The following is a 16,436-nucleotide window of genomic DNA, read 5'->3' as shown; positions in this document are numbered from 1 at the left end:
TGAAGGGAAGGGGCGGGCTAGTCTCCCTTCATGGCGACCCAGCTCCGCTCCCTCTCCGATCCGCTCGACGACCTCAGCCTGCCGGGCTGGCTCTACTGGCACGAGGGCTTCTTCGCGGCCGAGAAGACCGCCTTCCTCCGCGCCGCGCCGCAGGTGGTGTGCCACGACAGCGATATTCCCGCGCCCGGCGACTGGCAGACACTCGACTATCTCGGCGAGAGCATCATCGTCATTCGCGGCGACGACGGCGAGGCCCGTGCCTTCACCAACGTCTGCCGCCACCGAGGGTCGCGGCTGGTCGACGGGCCGAGCGGCTGCGCCAAGGTCCTGACCTGTCCCTATCATGCCTGGAGCTATGCCCGCGACGGCCGCCTCGTCGGGGTTCCGCACCGGTCCGAATATCCGGGCCTGAACCCCGCCGAACTCGGGCTCAAGCCGGTTGCGCTCGAACGCTGGCACGGCTTCCTGTTCGTGACGCTCGAGCCCGGCGCACCATCCGTCGCGACGATGATGGCGCCTTACGAGGCCGAGGTCGCGCCCTATCGCTTCGAGGAATTGCGCGCGATCGGCCGGGTGACGCTGCGCCCGCGCGCGCTCAACTGGAAGACGATCGCCGACAATTATTCGGACGGCCTCCACATTCCCGTCGGCCATCCCGGTCTCACCCGCCTGTTCGGGCGTGGCTACCGGATCGAGGCCGACGAGCATGTCGACCGGATGGAGGGCGACCTCGTCGAGCAGCCCTCGGCCAATCCGTCCGAGCGGCTCTACCAGCATCACCTGCCCGACGCCGCGCACCTGCCCGAGAGCCACCGCCGCAAGTGGCTCTATTACAAGCTCTGGCCCAACGTTGCCTTCGACATCTATCCCGACCAGGTCGACTTCATGCAGTTCCTGCCCGTCTCCGCCACCGAGACGGTGATCCGCGAGATCAGCTACGCGCTACCCGACGACCGGCGCGAGATGCGCGCGGTTCGCTACCTCAACTGGCGGATCAACCGCCGCGTCAACGCCGAGGATACCGAGCTCATCGCCCGGGTGCAGGAAGGCATGCGCTCGCCGTCCTACGAACCGGGTCCGCTGGGAACGAGCGAGGTCTGCCTGCGCGCCTTCGCGCAGAAGCTCAGGCGTCTGGTGCCCGAGGCGCGGCTGCCGCACCCGCCGGCGGCCTGAGCCGCCGCGACAGCGCGCGGACCGGGAAGCCCACGAGCCCGAGCGCGATGCTCCACAGCAAGGCGTCCGCGCCCGCGCCGACGAACATGGCGACGGTGTAGATGAGCCCGAGCACCACCACCCACGTCCACTGGCCCGCGACCTTGAGCTTCAGCGCGGCCACCGCGACCACCGCGTAGAGGACGAGGCTCAGCAGCGTCGAGACGAGCGTGATCAGCACATAGACGCTGACGAAATCCTTGGACGCGCTCGCCAGCACCAGCAGCGCGGCAATGCCCGCGCAGATCACCAGCGCGCCGGCTGGGGCGCCGATCCGGTTGGCCCGCCCAAACACCGCCGGAAGGTCGCGCGCACTCGCCATGGTCCGAGCGCTTTCGGCGGCGATCAGCAGCAGCGCATTGCCGGTCCCGAAGGCGCTGATCGCGGCGATCACTGCCACCAGCGCGCCCGCCGCGGCGCCGAGCAGGGGCGCGATCGCGTCGGCGAAGGGCGCGCCGCTCTTCATCGCCACCGAACTCGGCAGCAGCCACAGCACCGCAACGGTCGCGAGGAGATAGATGATCGCGGTGAAGCCCGTGCCGGTGATGGTCGCGCGCGGCACCGTGCTGGTCGAATCCTTGGTGACGTTGGCGGTCATTACCGCCGCCTCGAACCCGGTCAGCGAGAAGAGGATCAGCGCCGCCGCCGCGGTCACGCCAGCGAGCGTGATTGGAGTGGGACTGAGCGCTTCCAAGGGCTGGCCCGTGGCGCCGCGCCCGGCGACCAGCAGCACGGCGGCGATCAGCGGCGACAGCTTGATCAGCGTCGTCACCACCTGCAGCACGCCCGCCGAACGGGTCCCGCGAAGATTGACCAGCAGCAGCGCGAGGATCGCGACGATCGCGGTCAGGGTCAGCCCCATGCCCGCCTGCGCCGCCGGGAAGACGTGACCGAGCGCGCCCGCGACCGCGATCGCGACGCCCGCCACCGCGGTCACCTGCGACAGGGTGTAGCACCATAAGGTGAGGAAGGCGGTCCGCTCGTCGAAGGCGTTGGCGATATAGGCGAAGGGGCCGCCGGGGATGCGCGCCGCCAGCCGCGCCATCGCAAAGGCGAGGCACATGGTGCCGAGCCCCGTCAGCACGAAGGCGAGCACGAGATTGGGCCCGAACGGCGCCAGTGTCGTCGGCAGGAGGTAGATGCCCGAGCCGACCATCGTCCCGATCACCATCGCCGCGCTCATCCACTTGCCGAGCATCCGCGAGGGCGGCTCGGGCTGCGTGTCGATCGCGGTGTCGGTGTCGCTCATTCACATTCCTCAGCTTGGCAATCGGGCCCGTGCGGCCTAGTCGGCGCGGCACGTCATATCAGGGGTTCGCATGCGCGCATTCATTTTTCCGGGGCAGGGCAGTCAGTCGGTCGGCATGGGCACCGCGCTGGCCGAGGCAAGCAGCGTCGCGCGCGATGTCTTCGCCGAAGTCGACGAGGCGCTGGGCCAGAACCTCTTCCGGCTGATGCGCGAAGGGCCCGAGGCCGATCTTACGCTGACGGAGAACGCGCAGCCGGCGATCATGGCGCACGCCATCGCCGTCTTCCGCACGCTCGGCCTGCCGGTGACCAAGGCCGACTTCGTCGCGGGTCACAGCCTCGGCGAATATAGCGCGCTCTGCGCCGCCGGCAGCTTCGACCTCGCCACCACCTCGCGGCTTTTGAAGAAGCGCGGGCAGGCGATGCAGGCCGCCGTGCCGGTCGGCGTCGGCGCGATGGCCGCGCTCCTCGGCGCCGACCTCGACAAGGCGCAGGCGATCGCCTCCGCCGCGGCGGAAGGCGAGGTCTGCACCGTTGCCAACGACAATGATCCTTCGCAGGTCGTCATCTCGGGCCACCGCAGCGCGATCGAGCGCGCCATCGCCATCGCCAAGGACCATGGCGCCAAGCGCGCGGTCCTGCTGCCGGTCTCGGCGCCCTTCCACTGCCCGCTGATGCAGCCCGCCGCCGACGTCATGGCCGAGGCGCTGGGCGATACGGACATCAAGGCGCCAGCCGTGCCCGTCTTCGCCAACGTCATCGCCGCGCCCGCGAGCGACCCCGCCCGCATACGCGAGCTCCTCGTCGAGCAGGTCACCGGCATGGTCCGCTGGCGCGAGAGCGTCGCCGAAATGGCCGCTGCCGGCGTCCGTGAATTCGTCGAGTTCGGCGGCAAGGTCCTCGGCCCCATGGTCAAGCGCATCGCGCCCGATGCCAAGGTGACGAGCGTCATCTCGATGGACGACATCGAAGCGCTCGCGAAGGAATTCTAAGACCGTCACCCTGAACTTGTTTCAGGGTCCACGGTGCCGCACGAACCGACGTTCGAATTTGAAGCATGGATGCTGAAACAAGTTCAGCATGACGAGGAAGTAAGAAGCATGTTCGACCTCACCGGAATGACCGCCCTCGTGACCGGCGCCAGCGGCGGCCTCGGCAGCGCCATCGCCAAGGCGCTCGCGGCGCAGGGCGCCCGCCTCGCGGTCAGCGGCAGCAATGCCGAGAAATTGAACGCCTTCCGCGATACCCTCGGCGGCGACCATGTCGCATTGCCCTGCAACCTCTCGGACGGCGCGGCGGTCGACGCGCTCGTGCCGGCGGCGGTCGAGGCCCTCGGCGGCAAGCTCGATATCCTCGTCAACAATGCCGGCGTCACCCGCGACAACCTCCTCATGCGGATGAAGGACGAGGAGTTCGAAAGCGTCATTTCGATCAACCTCGAGGCCGCCTTCCGCCTGATGCGCGCCGCCGCCAAGCCGATGATGAAGGCACGCTTCGGCCGCATCGTCTCGGTGACCAGCGTCGTCGGCCAGACCGGCAATCCCGGCCAGGCCAATTATGTCGCGTCGAAGGCCGGCCTTGTCGGCATGTCGAAAGCCGTCGCGCAGGAACTCGCGTCCCGCAACATCACCGTCAATTGCGTCGCGCCGGGCTTCATGACCTCGGCCATGACCGATGCGCTGAACGACGCGCAGCGCGCCGCCATCCTCGCCAAGATCCCGTCGGGCGCGATGGGCACCGGCGAGGACGTCGCCGCGGCGATCGTCTTCCTCGCCAGCCGCGAGGCGGGCTACGTCACCGGCCAGACGCTGCACGTCAACGGCGGCATGGCGATGGTCTAGCCGGTCCGTGCCGCCGTCATTCCTTGCGTCGCGGCCATGCGGCGGAGGGTGACGGCGGCGACCGCCACCACGCTCAGCAGCCCCAGCGGCACGAACAGATATTCGGCGACCGCGCGCGCGAAGAGCGGCGCGGCCCAGGCGGCGGCGAGCAGGCTCCTGTCCCAACGGTTCCAGCCCGACACTTCGCCGTCCCGCCACAGGAAGGCGAGGGCGGGGAGCAGCACCACGAAATCATAGTCGAGCGCATAAGGCGTCGAGAGCAGCACCGCGGCGCAGGTCCAGGCCCCGCGCCGGTCGTTCGACCGCTCGCGCCAGCCGACCCATAAGGTCAGCGCGACCACCGCCAGCGTCATCAGGCTCTGCACCGCATAGGCGAGCGGGATCGCGCCGCCCCAGCCGCGCACCGCGCCGAACGGCGTCATGATCTTGTGGAAGCCGGTCGCGCCCTGCTCGATCACCACCGAGCGGGTGAGGGGGAGGCTGTCGAGGAAGGCCGCCCAGACCGGCCAGCCCCACAGGGCCATGGTGACGGCCACCAGCAGCCCCGCCGACAGGCAAGCGCCGAGGATCGCGCGCCACTGCCGCGCGGCCAGCAGCATCACCGGAATGACGAGGGCGAACTGCGGCTTGTAGATGAGGCAGCCGAGCAACAGCCCGGCGGCAAGCGGCCGGCGCTCGAGCAGGAACAGCCCGCCGCCGAGGAGCAGCGCGGTGAGGAAGCCGTTATGCCCGTGGAGCAGGCAGATCATCGTCACCGGCGCAGCGAGCGCGAGGAGGATGGTCTCGTGCCGCGGCACCATGCGGTGGAGCAGCCAGAGGAAGGGCAGCAGCGTCGCCAGCTGCCAGACGATCAGCGCGGTCACATAGGGCATGGTTGCAAGCGCGGTCGCGACCAGCAGGAAGGGCGGCGGATAATGCCAGCCGAACAGGTCGACGTCGGGCTTGCCGTGTACCGCCCGCTGGACCGCGAAATGGTCGGGCCACGACCAGACCGCGGGCGCGCGTTCGTCGAGCACCATCCGCCCCGCCGTCCAGACATTGGAGAAATCGGTCCCGAGCGGACGCCCCCGCGCGTCGAGCGTCCCGTGCGCGGTCAGCAGGGTCCAGCCGATCATCACCGCCGAGGCGAGCAGGCAGAGAAGACCGATCCGGACGATGCGCGCGCGGTCGAGCCAGCGGCCTGATGCAAGACTTTCCACGGCCACGCTCATGGCCGGATCGCGGTTAAGAAAAAGGTCACCATGGCGCGCCCGAGAGGATGCGCGATGCAACGGCACTCGTGCTGTATTGCAATTGCGCCACACCGACTCCTTGTCGCCGCTTTCACCCTCCCTATATCGCCGCCGAAACATGGAAACGGATGGTCCGGAAAACCGGGCGTCCGGGGGCGAGTGAAAGGGTAGAAGAACAATGGCGAAAGTGATCGGGATCGATCTCGGCACGACCAACAGCTGTGTTGCGGTGATGGAGGGCGGCAAGCCCAAGGTCATCGAGAATGCGGAAGGCGCGCGCACCACTCCGTCGGTGGTCGCCTTCACCAAGGATGGCGAGCGCCTCATCGGCCAGCCGGCCAAGCGCCAGGCCGTCACCAACCCGGACAATACGATCTTCGCGGTGAAGCGCCTGATCGGCCGCCGCTTCGACGACCCGGTGACCAAGAAGGACACCGAGCTGGTCCCCTACAAGATCGTCAAGGGCCAGAATGGCGACGCCTGGGTCAATGCCGGGGGGCAGGACTACAGCCCGTCGCAGATCTCGGCCTTCATCCTCCAGAAGATGAAGGAATCGGCCGAGGCCTATCTCGGCGAGACGGTCACCCAGGCGGTGATTACCGTCCCGGCCTACTTCAACGACGCGCAGCGCCAGGCGACCAAGGACGCCGGCCAGATCGCGGGCCTCGAAGTGCTGCGCATCATCAACGAGCCGACCGCGGCGGCGCTCGCCTACGGCCTCGAGAAGAACGACGGCAAGACGATCGCGGTCTATGACCTTGGCGGCGGCACCTTCGACGTCTCGGTCCTCGAGATCGGCGACGGCGTGTTCGAGGTGAAGTCGACCAACGGCGACACCTTCCTCGGCGGCGAGGATTTCGACGCCAAGATCGTCGAGCATCTGGCGGCCAAGTTCCAGGCCAAGGAAGGCATCGACCTGCGCAAGGACCGTCTTGCGCTGCAGCGCCTCAAGGAAGCCGCGGAGAAGGCCAAGATCGAGTTGTCGTCGGCCCAGACGACCGAGATCAACCAGCCGTTCATCACCGCCCGCATGGAAGGCGGCGCGACCACCCCGCTGCACCTCGTCGAGACGATCACCCGCTCGGATCTCGAGAAGCTGGTGGCCGACCTCATCGACCGCACCCTCGAGCCCTGCAAGAAGGCGCTCAAGGATGCCGGGCTCGACGCCTCGGCGATCGACGAGGTGGTCCTCGTCGGCGGCATGACCCGCATGCCGCGCGTGCGTGAAGTCGTGAAGGAGTTCTTCGGCAAGGAGCCGCACACCGGCGTCAATCCGGACGAGGTCGTCGCCATCGGCGCCGCGATCCAGGCCGGCGTGCTCCAGGGCGACGTCAAGGACGTGCTGCTGCTCGACGTGACCCCGCTGTCGCTCGGCATCGAGACCCTCGGCGGCGTCTTCACCCGGATGATCGATCGCAACACGACGATCCCGACCAAGAAGAGCCAGGTCTTCTCGACCGCCGACGACAACCAGAATGCGGTCACCATCCGGGTCTTCCAGGGTGAGCGCGAGATGGCGGCCGACAACAAGATGCTGGGTCAGTTCGACCTGGTCGGAATCCCCCCGGCGCCGCGTGGCGTGCCGCAGATCGAGGTCACCTTCGACATCGACGCCAACGGCATCGTCAACGTCTCGGCCAAGGACAAGGGCACCGGCAAGGAGCAGCAGATCCGCATCCAGGCGTCGGGCGGTCTTTCGGACGCCGACATCGACAACATGGTCAAGCAGGCCGAGCAGTTCGCCGAGGACGACAAGAAGCGTCGTGCGGCGGCCGAGGCGAAGAACCAGGCCGAGAGCCTCGTTCATTCGACCGAGAAGCAGCTCGCCGAGCATGGCGACAAGGTGTCGGCCGAGGTGAAGACCGAGATCGAGACCGCGATCGCCGAGACCAAGACGGCGATCGAGAGCGGCGACGGCGAGGCGATGACCGCCAAGTCGAACGCGCTCACCCAGGTCGCGATGAAGCTCGGCCAGGCGATCTACGAGAGCCAGCAGGCGCAGGGCCAGGCCGGCACCGCCGACACCGAGGCCCAGCCGCAACAGGCGGACGAGGAAGTGGTCGACGCGGAATTCTCCGAAGTCGACGACGAGAAGAAGGCGTAACTAGATGACCGACGTCGTCCCGGCGAAGGCCGGGACCTCAGGGGGGTGGGCGAAAAGCTCGTTCGCTGAGGTCCCGGCGTGCGCCGGGACGACGGTTGTTGGGAAGCGTCAATGACCGTTCACACCGACTATTACGAGCTGCTCGGAGTCCAGCGCGGCGCCGACGATCGGACCATCAAGGCCGCCTATCGCAAGCTCGCGATGGAATGCCATCCGGATCGCCACGGCGGCTGCACCGAGCAGGAAGCCAAGTTCAAGCAGTTGAACGAGGCCTATGACTGCCTCAAGGACCCGCAGAAGCGCGCCGCCTACGACCGCTTCGGCCATGCCGCCTATCAGCAGGGCGGCTTCAGCGGGGGCGGGGGCGCGGGTGCCGGCCCCGACTTCTCCGACATCTTCTCGTCGATCTTCGGCGAGTTCATGGATCCGCGCGGCGGTGGCCGCCAGAATGCCGCGCGCGGCTCGGACCTTCGCTACGATCTCGAACTGACGCTCGAGGAAAGCTTTGGCGGCAAGTCGGCGACGATCGACATCGAGACCATGGCCGCGTGCGAGCCGTGCGAGGGCGACGGCGCGCGCGGCACCAGCGTGCCCGAGCGCTGCAACACCTGCGGCGGCGCCGGCAAGGTCCGCGCCCAGCAGGGCTTCTTCGTGGTCGAGCGCGCCTGCCCGACCTGCTACGGCCATGGCGTCACCATCGCCGACCCGTGCCCGGTCTGCCAGGGCGAGGGCCGGGCGCTCAAGCGTCGCACCCTCACCATCCAGGTCCCGGCCGGAGTCGACGAGGGCACCCGGATCCGCGTCGCCGGCGAAGGCGAGGCGGGCGTGCGCGGCGCCCCGGCGGGCGACCTCTACCTCTTCGTCCACCTCAAGCGGCACGCCCTCTACGAGCGCGAGGGCACGACCCTCATCGCCGAATGCCCGGTCAGCTTCACCACCGCCGCGCTCGGCGGGTCGATCACCGTCCCCGGGATCGACGGCGAGAAGATCGAGGTGAAGATCCCGTCGGGCATCCAGTCGGGCGAGACGCTGCGGATGCGCGGCAAGGGCATGGCGGTGCTGAACGGCCGCGGCCGCGGCGACCTCGTCGCGCGCATCCTGGTCGAGACCCCGACCAAGCTCAGCGCCAAGCAGAAGGAATTGCTCTGCCAGTTCCGCGAGACCGAGACCGGCGAGGAATGCCCGGCGAGCAAGAGTTTCTTCTCGCGCATCAAGGACGCGCTCGGCTAGGCTGCGGACATTGTTCCGCTTTCTTCCCGAGGCACGATGACTGAACTCACCCGGCGCTCCTTCGTGGGCGCCGTCGCCGCCGTGCCGATCCTCTCCGCGGCGCGGCCCGCGTCGGCCGCGGCCACCCTGCCGCCGGGCGCCGCGGCGCTGGTCGACCGTTTCATCGCCGAGCAGGGCCTCAGCGGCTCGGTTGCCTTCGGGCGGCAGGGGCGGGTGACCGCCTTCCGCGCCTTCGGCCTCGCCGACCGCGAGCGCGGAATTCCCTTCACCGCCGCGACCACGGTCCGGATCGGGTCGGTCTCCAAATGGCTGACGAGCGTCGCCGTGCTGCGCCTCGCCGAACGCGGCCTCCTCTCGCTCGACGCGCCGCTCCGCGCCGCGCTGCCAGAGCTCACCGGCCCCTATGGCGGCGTGCCGCTGGTGCAGCTCCTCGCCAACAGCAGCGGCATTCCCGACCGCGTGACCCAGGCGATCGGGGCCGAGCCGTCGCTTCGCTCGTCGCGCGCCGGCTCGCGCGAGATGGTTGCCCGCTTCGGCAGCGGCGACCTCGCCTTCGCGCCCGGCACCCGCTTCGACTATGCCTTCCACAATTGGGTGCTGGTCCATGCCGCGATCGAGCGGGTGGCCGGCGCGCGCTTCGAGGAGGTGCTCGCCCGCGAGGTCTTCCGCCCCGCGGGCCTTCGCCGGACGGGCTTCGCCGACACCGTGACCGGCCCCCTGCCGGGCTCGGCCCGCGCCTATGACAAGGCCGGCACTCCGAAGGAGGCGCTGGTCCCGCCCTTCGGCGGCGCCAGCGGCAATATCGTCAGCGGGGCGGCCGACCTCGTCCGCGCCGCGCACCTCATCTTCGATACCTCCCGCCTGCTCCGGCCCGCATCACGCGCGCGGCTGGTGACGGTGCGGATGGCCGACGACCATTATGCGCTCGGGGGCCGGGTCCGCGAGATCGCCGGGCGACGGATCGCGTGGGAGACGGGCAAGGTCCAGGCCTATCGCACCCACCTCGCGCACGACCTCGGGAACGGGCGCTCGGTTGTCTTGCTGTCCACCTCCGACACCAGCCAGGACGACATGACCGCTTTGGTCGAGCGCCTCCTGCCGCTCGCCTGACCCCAAGGGCGGTCTTCCCGCCGGGCGCCAAGGCGACTAGCCTTCGTGCCGACACAGGGGAGAAACTGATGCGCCGTCTTGCCGCCCTCATGCTGGTGGGCCTCGCCACGCCCGCCGCCGCCACCGCCGCCGTCCAGCAGGACGACATGAGCAAGGTCGAAGTCCGGCTCGAGCAGCTCGCGCCCGGGGTCGCGGTCCTGTTCGGCGCGGGCGGCAACATCGGCCTCAGCTATGGCGCGGACGGCAACATCATCATCGACGACCAGTTCGCCCCGCTCGCGCCCAGGATCGTCGCCGCCATCCGGACGGTCGATCCCGATCCGGTCAAGTTCGTCATCAACACCCACTGGCACGGCGACCATACCGGCGGGAACGAGGCGATGGGCAATGCCGGCGCGGTGATCGTCGCCCACGACAATGTCCGCCGCCGGATGAGCGTCGACACCTTCTCCAAGCAGATGAACCAGACGATCAAGGCCAGCCCCAGGGCCGGGCTCCCGGTCGTGACCTTCGCGCAGGGCGTCAACCTCAACCTCAACGGCGATCGCCTCGAGGTGACCCATGTCCGCAACGCCCACACCGACGGCGATGCGCTCGTCTACTGGCGGAACGCGAACGTCATCCACATGGGCGATACCTTCTTCTTCAAGGCGACCTATCCCTTCATCGACCGCGAGAGCGGCGGCTCGATCGACGGCATGATTGCGGCGGCGAGGATCGGCCTCGGCATCGTGAAACCCGGCGGCAAGGTCATCCCCGGCCACGGCCCCGTCGCGGCCCGCGAGGACTTGGCTGCCTATCACGCCATGCTGGTCGACGTCCGCGCCAAGGTCGCCGCGGGCATCCGCGCCGGCCGCACCAAGGCGCAAGTCCTCGCCTCCCGCCCGACCGCCGCCTACGACGGCAAGGTCGCCACCAACGGCTTCATCACCCCGACCCGCTTCGTCGAGACGATGTATGACGAGCTGAAGGCAAAGGCGAAAAGATAGCGACCCGGGTGAAGGCGCGGGCGCCCGCCACGTCCGCTTCCGACCCATTGCGGACGTTAAATTTCAATGCGAGCTTGGGGAAATGGTCCTGCACGACACCGAAGCTGAGAAGTCCTTCACTGCACCTTTTGACTGCCGTTTCCCGTATGACGACCCGTCGGCCTCCGCGCTCATCAGGCAGGGCTGGGGAATCTCTCTGAATGCGGCCTTTTGCGTCTTGCATGAGCTATGCCGCCCACCTCAGCATGGCGTCGTGACCAAAGATCGGCTTCGGGAACTCGTCGCCGAATGGGCGGCGGGTCCCGACCATCCCATCAAGGCTCCCATCCTTGATGCTGCTCATGCCCTTATCGATGGCACAGCTCTTCCTTGGCCTGAGGGCGTCCGATTGATGAAGCGTGTGGCGGACTATGATGGCCAGCGTGCCGCTCTCGCCATCGCCTATTTTGCCTCGGACTGCGACAAACCCGAAGGTGACGATGCGCTCACTCAAACGGACATGGAGATACGCCAGAAGTGGTATGCGAAAGGCGTCTGACGCAATTTCTGCTTCCGACCCATTGCGGACATTCGAGCCACGTCGCATTCTCGGCAGATGACCGACGAGGGCAGAATAGTAGAGACGGCTGTCAGCATCGACGCTGAGCGCCGATGGGCGCTCCGCGAAAGAGCAGACGGTCGGTTCGACTACGCTGAATACCTGTATGTAGATTTGCGGCCTGATGGAGCGATCGAGGGCTACTGGATCCAGAGTTACACTTCGGGTCTTTTCGAGAGTGCTCGCACGGCACGCGATGATGCGCTTGACGCCATCGAGTGGTTGCCGGGCCAGCTTTAGAGCCGATGCAAGGAACGTCTGCAATCCACCCAAAGCAGACCTCCGCCGTTGCCATTGCAAAGTAGGATTTGCCCTGCTCTACTAACCGGAGCGGTTAAACGCTAGGCTCTTTCCATCCATCGATCAGCATATTTGCCCACAAGCGCGGGCAAGGTCACGGCATGTCGCCTTCGTACTTTTCTGAGGAACGGCGGATTTCAGAGACAAAGGGCCGGATCCGGCGCTGCAGCGCCACCCCGGCCTGTGTCACCTTCGTGACCTCTCAGGCCGAGCGGCCGAACACCCGCTGGAAGATCGTGTCGATCTGGCGGAAGTGATAGCCGAGGTCGAAGCTCGCCTCGAGCTGCTCGGGGCTGAGCTTGGCGGTCACCTCGGGATCGGCCTTCAACAGATCGAGCAGCGACAGCGCTCCGTCCGATTCCCACACCTTCATCGCGTTGCGCTGGACCTTGGCATAGGCTTCCTCGCGACTGAGCCCGGCCTGGGTCAGCGCCAGCAGCACGCGCTGCGAGTGGACCAGCCCGCCCATACGGTCGAGGTTCTTCTGCATCCGCTCCGGATAGACCAGCAACTTGTCCATGACGCCGGTCAGCCGGGCGAGGGCGAAGTCGAGGGTGATGGTCGCGTCGGGGCCGATGAAGCGCTCGACCGAGCTGTGGCTGATGTCGCGCTCGTGCCAGAGGGCGACATTCTCCATCGCCGGGACGACCGCCGAGCGGACCATCCGGGCAAGGCCGGTCAGATTCTCGGTCAGCACCGGGTTGCGCTTGTGCGGCATCGCGCTCGAGCCCTTCTGGCCGGGCGAGAAATATTCCTCGGCCTCGAGCACTTCGGTGCGCTGGAGGTGGCGGACCTCGACCGCCAGCCGCTCGATCGACGAGGCGATGACGCCGAGCACCGCGAAGAACATCGCGTGGCGGTCGCGGGGGATGACCTGAGTCGAGGTCGTCTCGGGCGTGAGGCCGAGGCGCTTGGCCACATGCTCCTCGACCCGCGGGTCGATATTGGCGAAGGTCCCGACCGCGCCCGAGATGGCGCAGGTGGCGATCTCCTCGCGGGCGGCCTCGAGCCGCTTCAAATTGCGGGCGAATTCGGCGTGCGCCTGCGCGAGCTTGAGGCCGAAGGTGACCGGCTCGGCATGAATTCCGTGGCTGCGCCCGATGGTCGGGGTCAGCTTGTGCTCGAAGGCGCGCCGCTCGAGCACCGCGAGCAGGGCCTTCAGGTCCTCGATCAGGATGTCGGCGGCCTGGCTCAGCTGGACGTTGAGCGCCGTGTCGAGCACGTCCGAGCTGGTCATGCCCTGGTGGAGCCAGCGCCGCTCGGAGCCAAGCTTCTCGCCGGCCCAGGTCAGGAAGGCGATGACGTCATGCTTGGTGACCGCCTCGATCGCGTCGATCGCGGGGACGTCGACCGGCTCGATCACGTTGCGGCCATGCGCGGCGACGATGGTCCGGGCGTCCTCGGCCGGGATCATCCCGATCTCGCCCATCGCCTCCGCGGCGTAGACTTCGATGTCCCACCAGATCTTGAAGCGGTTTTCGGGCTCCCAGATGGAAGCCATGGCGGGACGGGAATAGCGCGGGACCATGGCGCGGGCGGCTAGCAGGAGAGGGCGGTTGCCGCAATCAGGCGGCTTGCATCTCCAGCTGTTCGCTCAGCTCCATCCAGCGCGCTTCGGCCGCTTCGAGCGCGGCGGCGACCTTGGCCCGGCGCTGCGACAATTCGCTCATCGACAGCCTGGCCAGCGCTGGCTCGGCGCCCGAGGGGTCGAACATCGCCTTGTCGAGCGCGCTGCGCTGCTCGGCGAGGCGGGCGCTTTCCTTCTCGGCCTCGGCCGCCGCCTTCTTCAGTTCGCGCTGCTCGTCGCGGGCCTTCTTGTCGTTCTTGCCCTTGGCCTTCGTCTCCGACTTGGGCTGATTCCGGCCGAGGACGAAGTCGATGTAATCCTCGATGCTGCCGTTATAATCGACCGCGCGGCCGTCATCGACCAGCACCAGCCGGTCGGCGGTGAGCTCGACCATGTGGCGGTCGTGGCTGATCAGGATGACCGCGCCGTCATAGTCGTTCAGGGCCTGGACCAGCGCTTCGCGGGCGTCGACGTCGAGGTGGTTGGTCGGCTCGTCGAGGATCAGGAGGTGCGGGGCCTCGCGGGTGATCAGCGCCAGCGCCAGCCGCGCGCGCTCGCCGCCCGACAATTTGTTGGTGACGGTGGTCGCCTTGTCGCCCGAGAAGCCGAACCGGCCGAGCTGGGCACGGACCGCGGCGGGGCTCATGCCCTCCATCGCCCGGCTCATGTGCTGGAGCGGTGTGTCGTCGCCGTGCAGCTCTTCGACCTGATACTGGGTGAAATAGCCGACCCGCATCTTGCCGGTCGCGACCATGCCGCCCTCCATCGGCGTCAGCTGCGCGGCGAGCAGGCGGGCGAGCGTCGTCTTGCCATTGCCGTTGCGGCCGAGCAGCGCGACCCGGTCGTCGGGGTCGATCCGGAGGTTGAGCTTCCTGAGGATCGGCTTGTCGTCATAGCCGACGCTGGCCATTTCGAGCGTGATCAGCGGGGGCTTGAGTTCGCTCGGGCTCGGGAAGGCGAAGCTCAAGGAGGGATCGTCGGCCATCGCCGCGATCGGCTGCATCTTCGCTAGCATCTTGGCGCGGCTCTGCGCCTGCTTGGCGGTCGAGGCGCGGGCCGAGTTGCGGGCGATGTAGTCCTGGAGCCGGGCGCGCTGGGCTTCCTGGCTGGCGCGGGCGGCGGCAAGCTGGGCGGCGCGTTCGGCCCGCTGCCGCTCGAAATCGTCATAGCCGCCCGAATAAGCGGTCAGCGTGCCCCGCTCGACGTGAAGGATGGTGTCGACGACATTGTTGAGGAGGTCGCGCTCGTGGCTGATCACCACCAGCGTCCCGGCATAATCCTTGAGGAAATTCTCGAGCCACAAGGTCGCTTCGAGGTCGAGGTGGTTCGACGGCTCGTCGAGCAACAGGACGTCGGGCTCGGAGAAGAGCAGGGCGGCGAGCGCGACGCGCATCTTCCAGCCACCCGAGAAACTGTCGAGCGGCCGCTGCTGCATCGCCTCGTCGAAGCCGAGGCCGAGGAGAATCCGCGCGGCCCGCGACGGAGCCCCATAAGCGTCGATCGCGAGCAGCCGCTCGTGAACCTCGCCGAGGCGGTCCATGTCGCTGTAATCCTCGGCGGCGAGCATCAGCTCGGCCCGCTCGGTATCGGCGGCGAGCACCGTGTCGAACGGGGTCGCATCCCCGCTCGGAGCTTCCTGCGCGATATAGCCGAGGCGCGTGCGCTTGGGCATTTCGATCTCGCCCTCGTCCGCCTCGAGCTGGCCGATCATGACCTTCATCAGGGTCGACTTGCCCGCGCCGTTGCGGCCGATCAGCCCGACGCGGCTCTTCGGGCGGATGGTCGCGGTGGCGCGGTCGAGGATCGTCCGCCCGCCAAGGCGCACCGTGATTCCATTGATGGTCAGCATGAGGCGCCGCTTACACGGCTTTCATGGCGAACTGAAGGCGGGCACGAACGCCCTCCTAATCGGCTGCCGCGGTGTCATCGCGGCGCCTCCGCTGCCGCGTCGCGGTCGCGCTTTCAGTCGACCGATAGTCCTTGCCCAGCAGCGGCCGGAGGGTCCGGTCGTAGGCACGGTCACCGCGAATGGCCGACGCCTTCATCATCCGGAAAGCGCGCCAGACCGTGAAGCCCATCCACGGCACGGCAAGCGCTAGCCCAGTCCACAAGCGCCACGGTTCGGCCAACGTCAGCCATGGCAGCAGGAACAGCCCACACCCGATGAGGAGCGAGAGGCTTCCCGCCCGCACACCGTCGCCAAGGTCCCAGTCGACGAACGCGCGAAGACGGCGATAGGTCGAACGTTCACGGATCTTCACATCAGCCCCATCGCGCGCAGGCTCGAGCGGCCCTGCGCGCCGACGATGACATGGTCGTGGACGGTGATCTTCATGTGCCGCCCGGCGTCGATGAGGTCGCGGGTGAGGCGGATATCCTGCTTGGAAGGGGTCGGGTCGCCGCTTGGATGATTGTGGACAATGATCAGCGCGGTGGCGCCGAGCGCGATCGCACGGGCGATGACCTCGCGGACATGGACCGCCGCCTCGTCGACCGAACCGCGCCACATCGCCTCGTTGGCGACCAGCGTGTTCTTGGCGTTGAGAAAGAGGACGCGGACCTCCTCCACCCGCATGTGCCCCATCGCCGCCTGCAGATAGTCGCCGAGCGCGTCCCAGCTCGACAGCAAAGGCCGCGCTTCCATCCGCGTCTCGAGCAGGCGCAGCGCCGTCGCCCGGGCGATCGCAAGCGCACCGATCACGCTTTCGCTGAGGCCTTCGCGCCGGAGCACCTCCGGGGGTGCGTCGAGCAGTGGTCCGAGCCCGCCAAAGTGCGAAATCAGCTGCTTTGCCAAAGGCTTGGTGTCGCGGCGGGGAATTGCGAGAGTCAGCAGATATTCAACCAGCTCATGGTCGAGCAAAGCGTCGCCACCGCCGTCCAGCAGCCGATGCCGAAGGCGCGCGCGATGCCCATCGGCGCCATTCGGCTTGTCGCCCATGGGAAGAAGGCTATGCCGTCGCTCCGCTTTAGGCAACATGTCGGACGCGGAACGGTCGCGGACACCA

The 16,436-nt window shown here is 67.8% G+C and carries 15 protein-coding genes; 9 read left to right on the top strand and 6 right to left on the bottom strand.

The annotated features are described in order from the left end of the window. Window positions 1–30: 30 nt before the first annotated feature. The gene (locus AC4GYU_RS11170) at window positions 31–1,173 is read left to right on the top strand and encodes an aromatic ring-hydroxylating oxygenase subunit alpha (RefSeq protein ID WP_491087028.1); all 1,143 of its coding nucleotides are present in this window, start codon (window positions 31–33) and stop codon (window positions 1,171–1,173) included. On the opposite strand, the gene AC4GYU_RS11165 is transcribed toward AC4GYU_RS11170, so the two are convergent. Next, window positions 1,124–2,461, bottom strand: coding sequence for an APC family permease (locus tag AC4GYU_RS11165; RefSeq protein ID WP_491087027.1), 1,338 nt, complete (start codon window positions 2,459–2,461; stop codon window positions 1,124–1,126). The genes AC4GYU_RS11170 and AC4GYU_RS11165 overlap by 50 nt on opposite strands. Before the next feature lie 70 nt (window positions 2,462–2,531). On the opposite strand from AC4GYU_RS11165, the gene fabD reads away from it, so the two are divergent. Beyond that, on the top strand, window positions 2,532–3,452 hold the full coding sequence (gene fabD / locus AC4GYU_RS11160) for an ACP S-malonyltransferase (protein WP_491087026.1): 921 nt from the start codon (window positions 2,532–2,534) through the stop codon (window positions 3,450–3,452). Between the two features lie 108 nt (window positions 3,453–3,560). After that, window positions 3,561–4,301, top strand: coding sequence for a 3-oxoacyl-[acyl-carrier-protein] reductase (gene fabG, locus AC4GYU_RS11155; RefSeq protein ID WP_491087353.1), 741 nt, complete (start codon window positions 3,561–3,563; stop codon window positions 4,299–4,301). On the opposite strand, the gene AC4GYU_RS11150 is transcribed toward fabG, so the two are convergent. Further along, entirely contained in the window at window positions 4,298–5,512 is a 1,215-nt protein-coding gene (locus AC4GYU_RS11150) for a glycosyltransferase family 87 protein (protein WP_491087025.1), read from the bottom strand. The two genes, fabG and AC4GYU_RS11150, sit on opposite strands and share 4 nt — an antisense overlap. A gap of 199 nt (window positions 5,513–5,711) precedes the next feature. Here AC4GYU_RS11150 and dnaK point away from each other — a divergent pair, with 199 nt between their 5' ends. From dnaK to AC4GYU_RS11120, 6 genes are all read left to right on the top strand, one after another. Beyond that, a complete protein-coding gene (gene dnaK / locus AC4GYU_RS11145) occupies window positions 5,712–7,637 on the top strand; it encodes a molecular chaperone DnaK (protein ID WP_491087024.1) in 1,926 nt (641 codons plus the stop codon). A gap of 111 nt (window positions 7,638–7,748) precedes the next feature. Further along, window positions 7,749–8,867 carry a molecular chaperone DnaJ gene (gene dnaJ, locus AC4GYU_RS11140; RefSeq protein ID WP_491087023.1) on the top strand — a complete coding sequence of 373 codons (1,119 nt, stop codon included), beginning with the start codon at window positions 7,749–7,751 and terminating at the stop codon, window positions 8,865–8,867. A 36-nt stretch (window positions 8,868–8,903) separates the two neighbouring features. Then, complete coding sequence (locus tag AC4GYU_RS11135; RefSeq protein WP_491087022.1) at window positions 8,904–9,977, top strand: serine hydrolase domain-containing protein; 1,074 nt, start codon at window positions 8,904–8,906, stop codon at window positions 9,975–9,977. Window positions 9,978–10,045: 68 nt separating this feature from the next. Further along, window positions 10,046–10,966, top strand: a complete 921-nt coding sequence (locus AC4GYU_RS11130; RefSeq protein ID WP_491087021.1) for an MBL fold metallo-hydrolase — start codon at window positions 10,046–10,048, stop codon at window positions 10,964–10,966. Between the two features lie 82 nt (window positions 10,967–11,048). Further along, window positions 11,049–11,504, top strand: coding sequence for a hypothetical protein (locus AC4GYU_RS11125; protein ID WP_491087020.1), 456 nt, complete (start codon window positions 11,049–11,051; stop codon window positions 11,502–11,504). A 57-nt stretch (window positions 11,505–11,561) separates the two neighbouring features. Further along, complete coding sequence (locus tag AC4GYU_RS11120; RefSeq protein WP_491087019.1) at window positions 11,562–11,804, top strand: hypothetical protein; 243 nt, start codon at window positions 11,562–11,564, stop codon at window positions 11,802–11,804. Window positions 11,805–12,066: 262 nt separating this feature from the next. Here the strand turns inward: AC4GYU_RS11120 and purB are convergent, their stop codons facing one another. From purB to radC, 4 genes are read right to left on the bottom strand one after another with little or no spacing between them, the layout of a single operon-like run. Next, window positions 12,067–13,392, bottom strand: a complete 1,326-nt coding sequence (gene purB / locus AC4GYU_RS11115; RefSeq protein WP_491087018.1) for an adenylosuccinate lyase — start codon at window positions 13,390–13,392, stop codon at window positions 12,067–12,069. 37 nt (window positions 13,393–13,429) lie between these two features. After that, window positions 13,430–15,280: an ABC-F family ATP-binding cassette domain-containing protein gene (locus tag AC4GYU_RS11110; RefSeq protein ID WP_491087017.1), complete on the bottom strand. Its 1,851-nt coding sequence runs from the start codon at window positions 15,278–15,280 to the stop codon at window positions 13,430–13,432. A 55-nt stretch (window positions 15,281–15,335) separates the two neighbouring features. Next, window positions 15,336–15,692, bottom strand: a complete 357-nt coding sequence (locus tag AC4GYU_RS11105) for a hypothetical protein (RefSeq protein WP_491087016.1) — start codon at window positions 15,690–15,692, stop codon at window positions 15,336–15,338. Then, window positions 15,689–16,369 (bottom strand): RadC family protein, encoded by a 681-nt coding sequence (radC, locus tag AC4GYU_RS11100; protein WP_491087015.1) that lies wholly within the window; start codon window positions 16,367–16,369, stop codon window positions 15,689–15,691. Before radC ends, AC4GYU_RS11105 begins: the two co-directional genes overlap by 4 nt. Window positions 16,370–16,436 lie beyond the last annotated feature (67 nt).

The organism is Sphingomonas sp. SP2, from assembly GCF_058313385.1.
The sequence above is the reverse complement of the archived record's forward strand: the minus strand, read 5'-3'. Positions and strand labels throughout refer to the sequence as shown.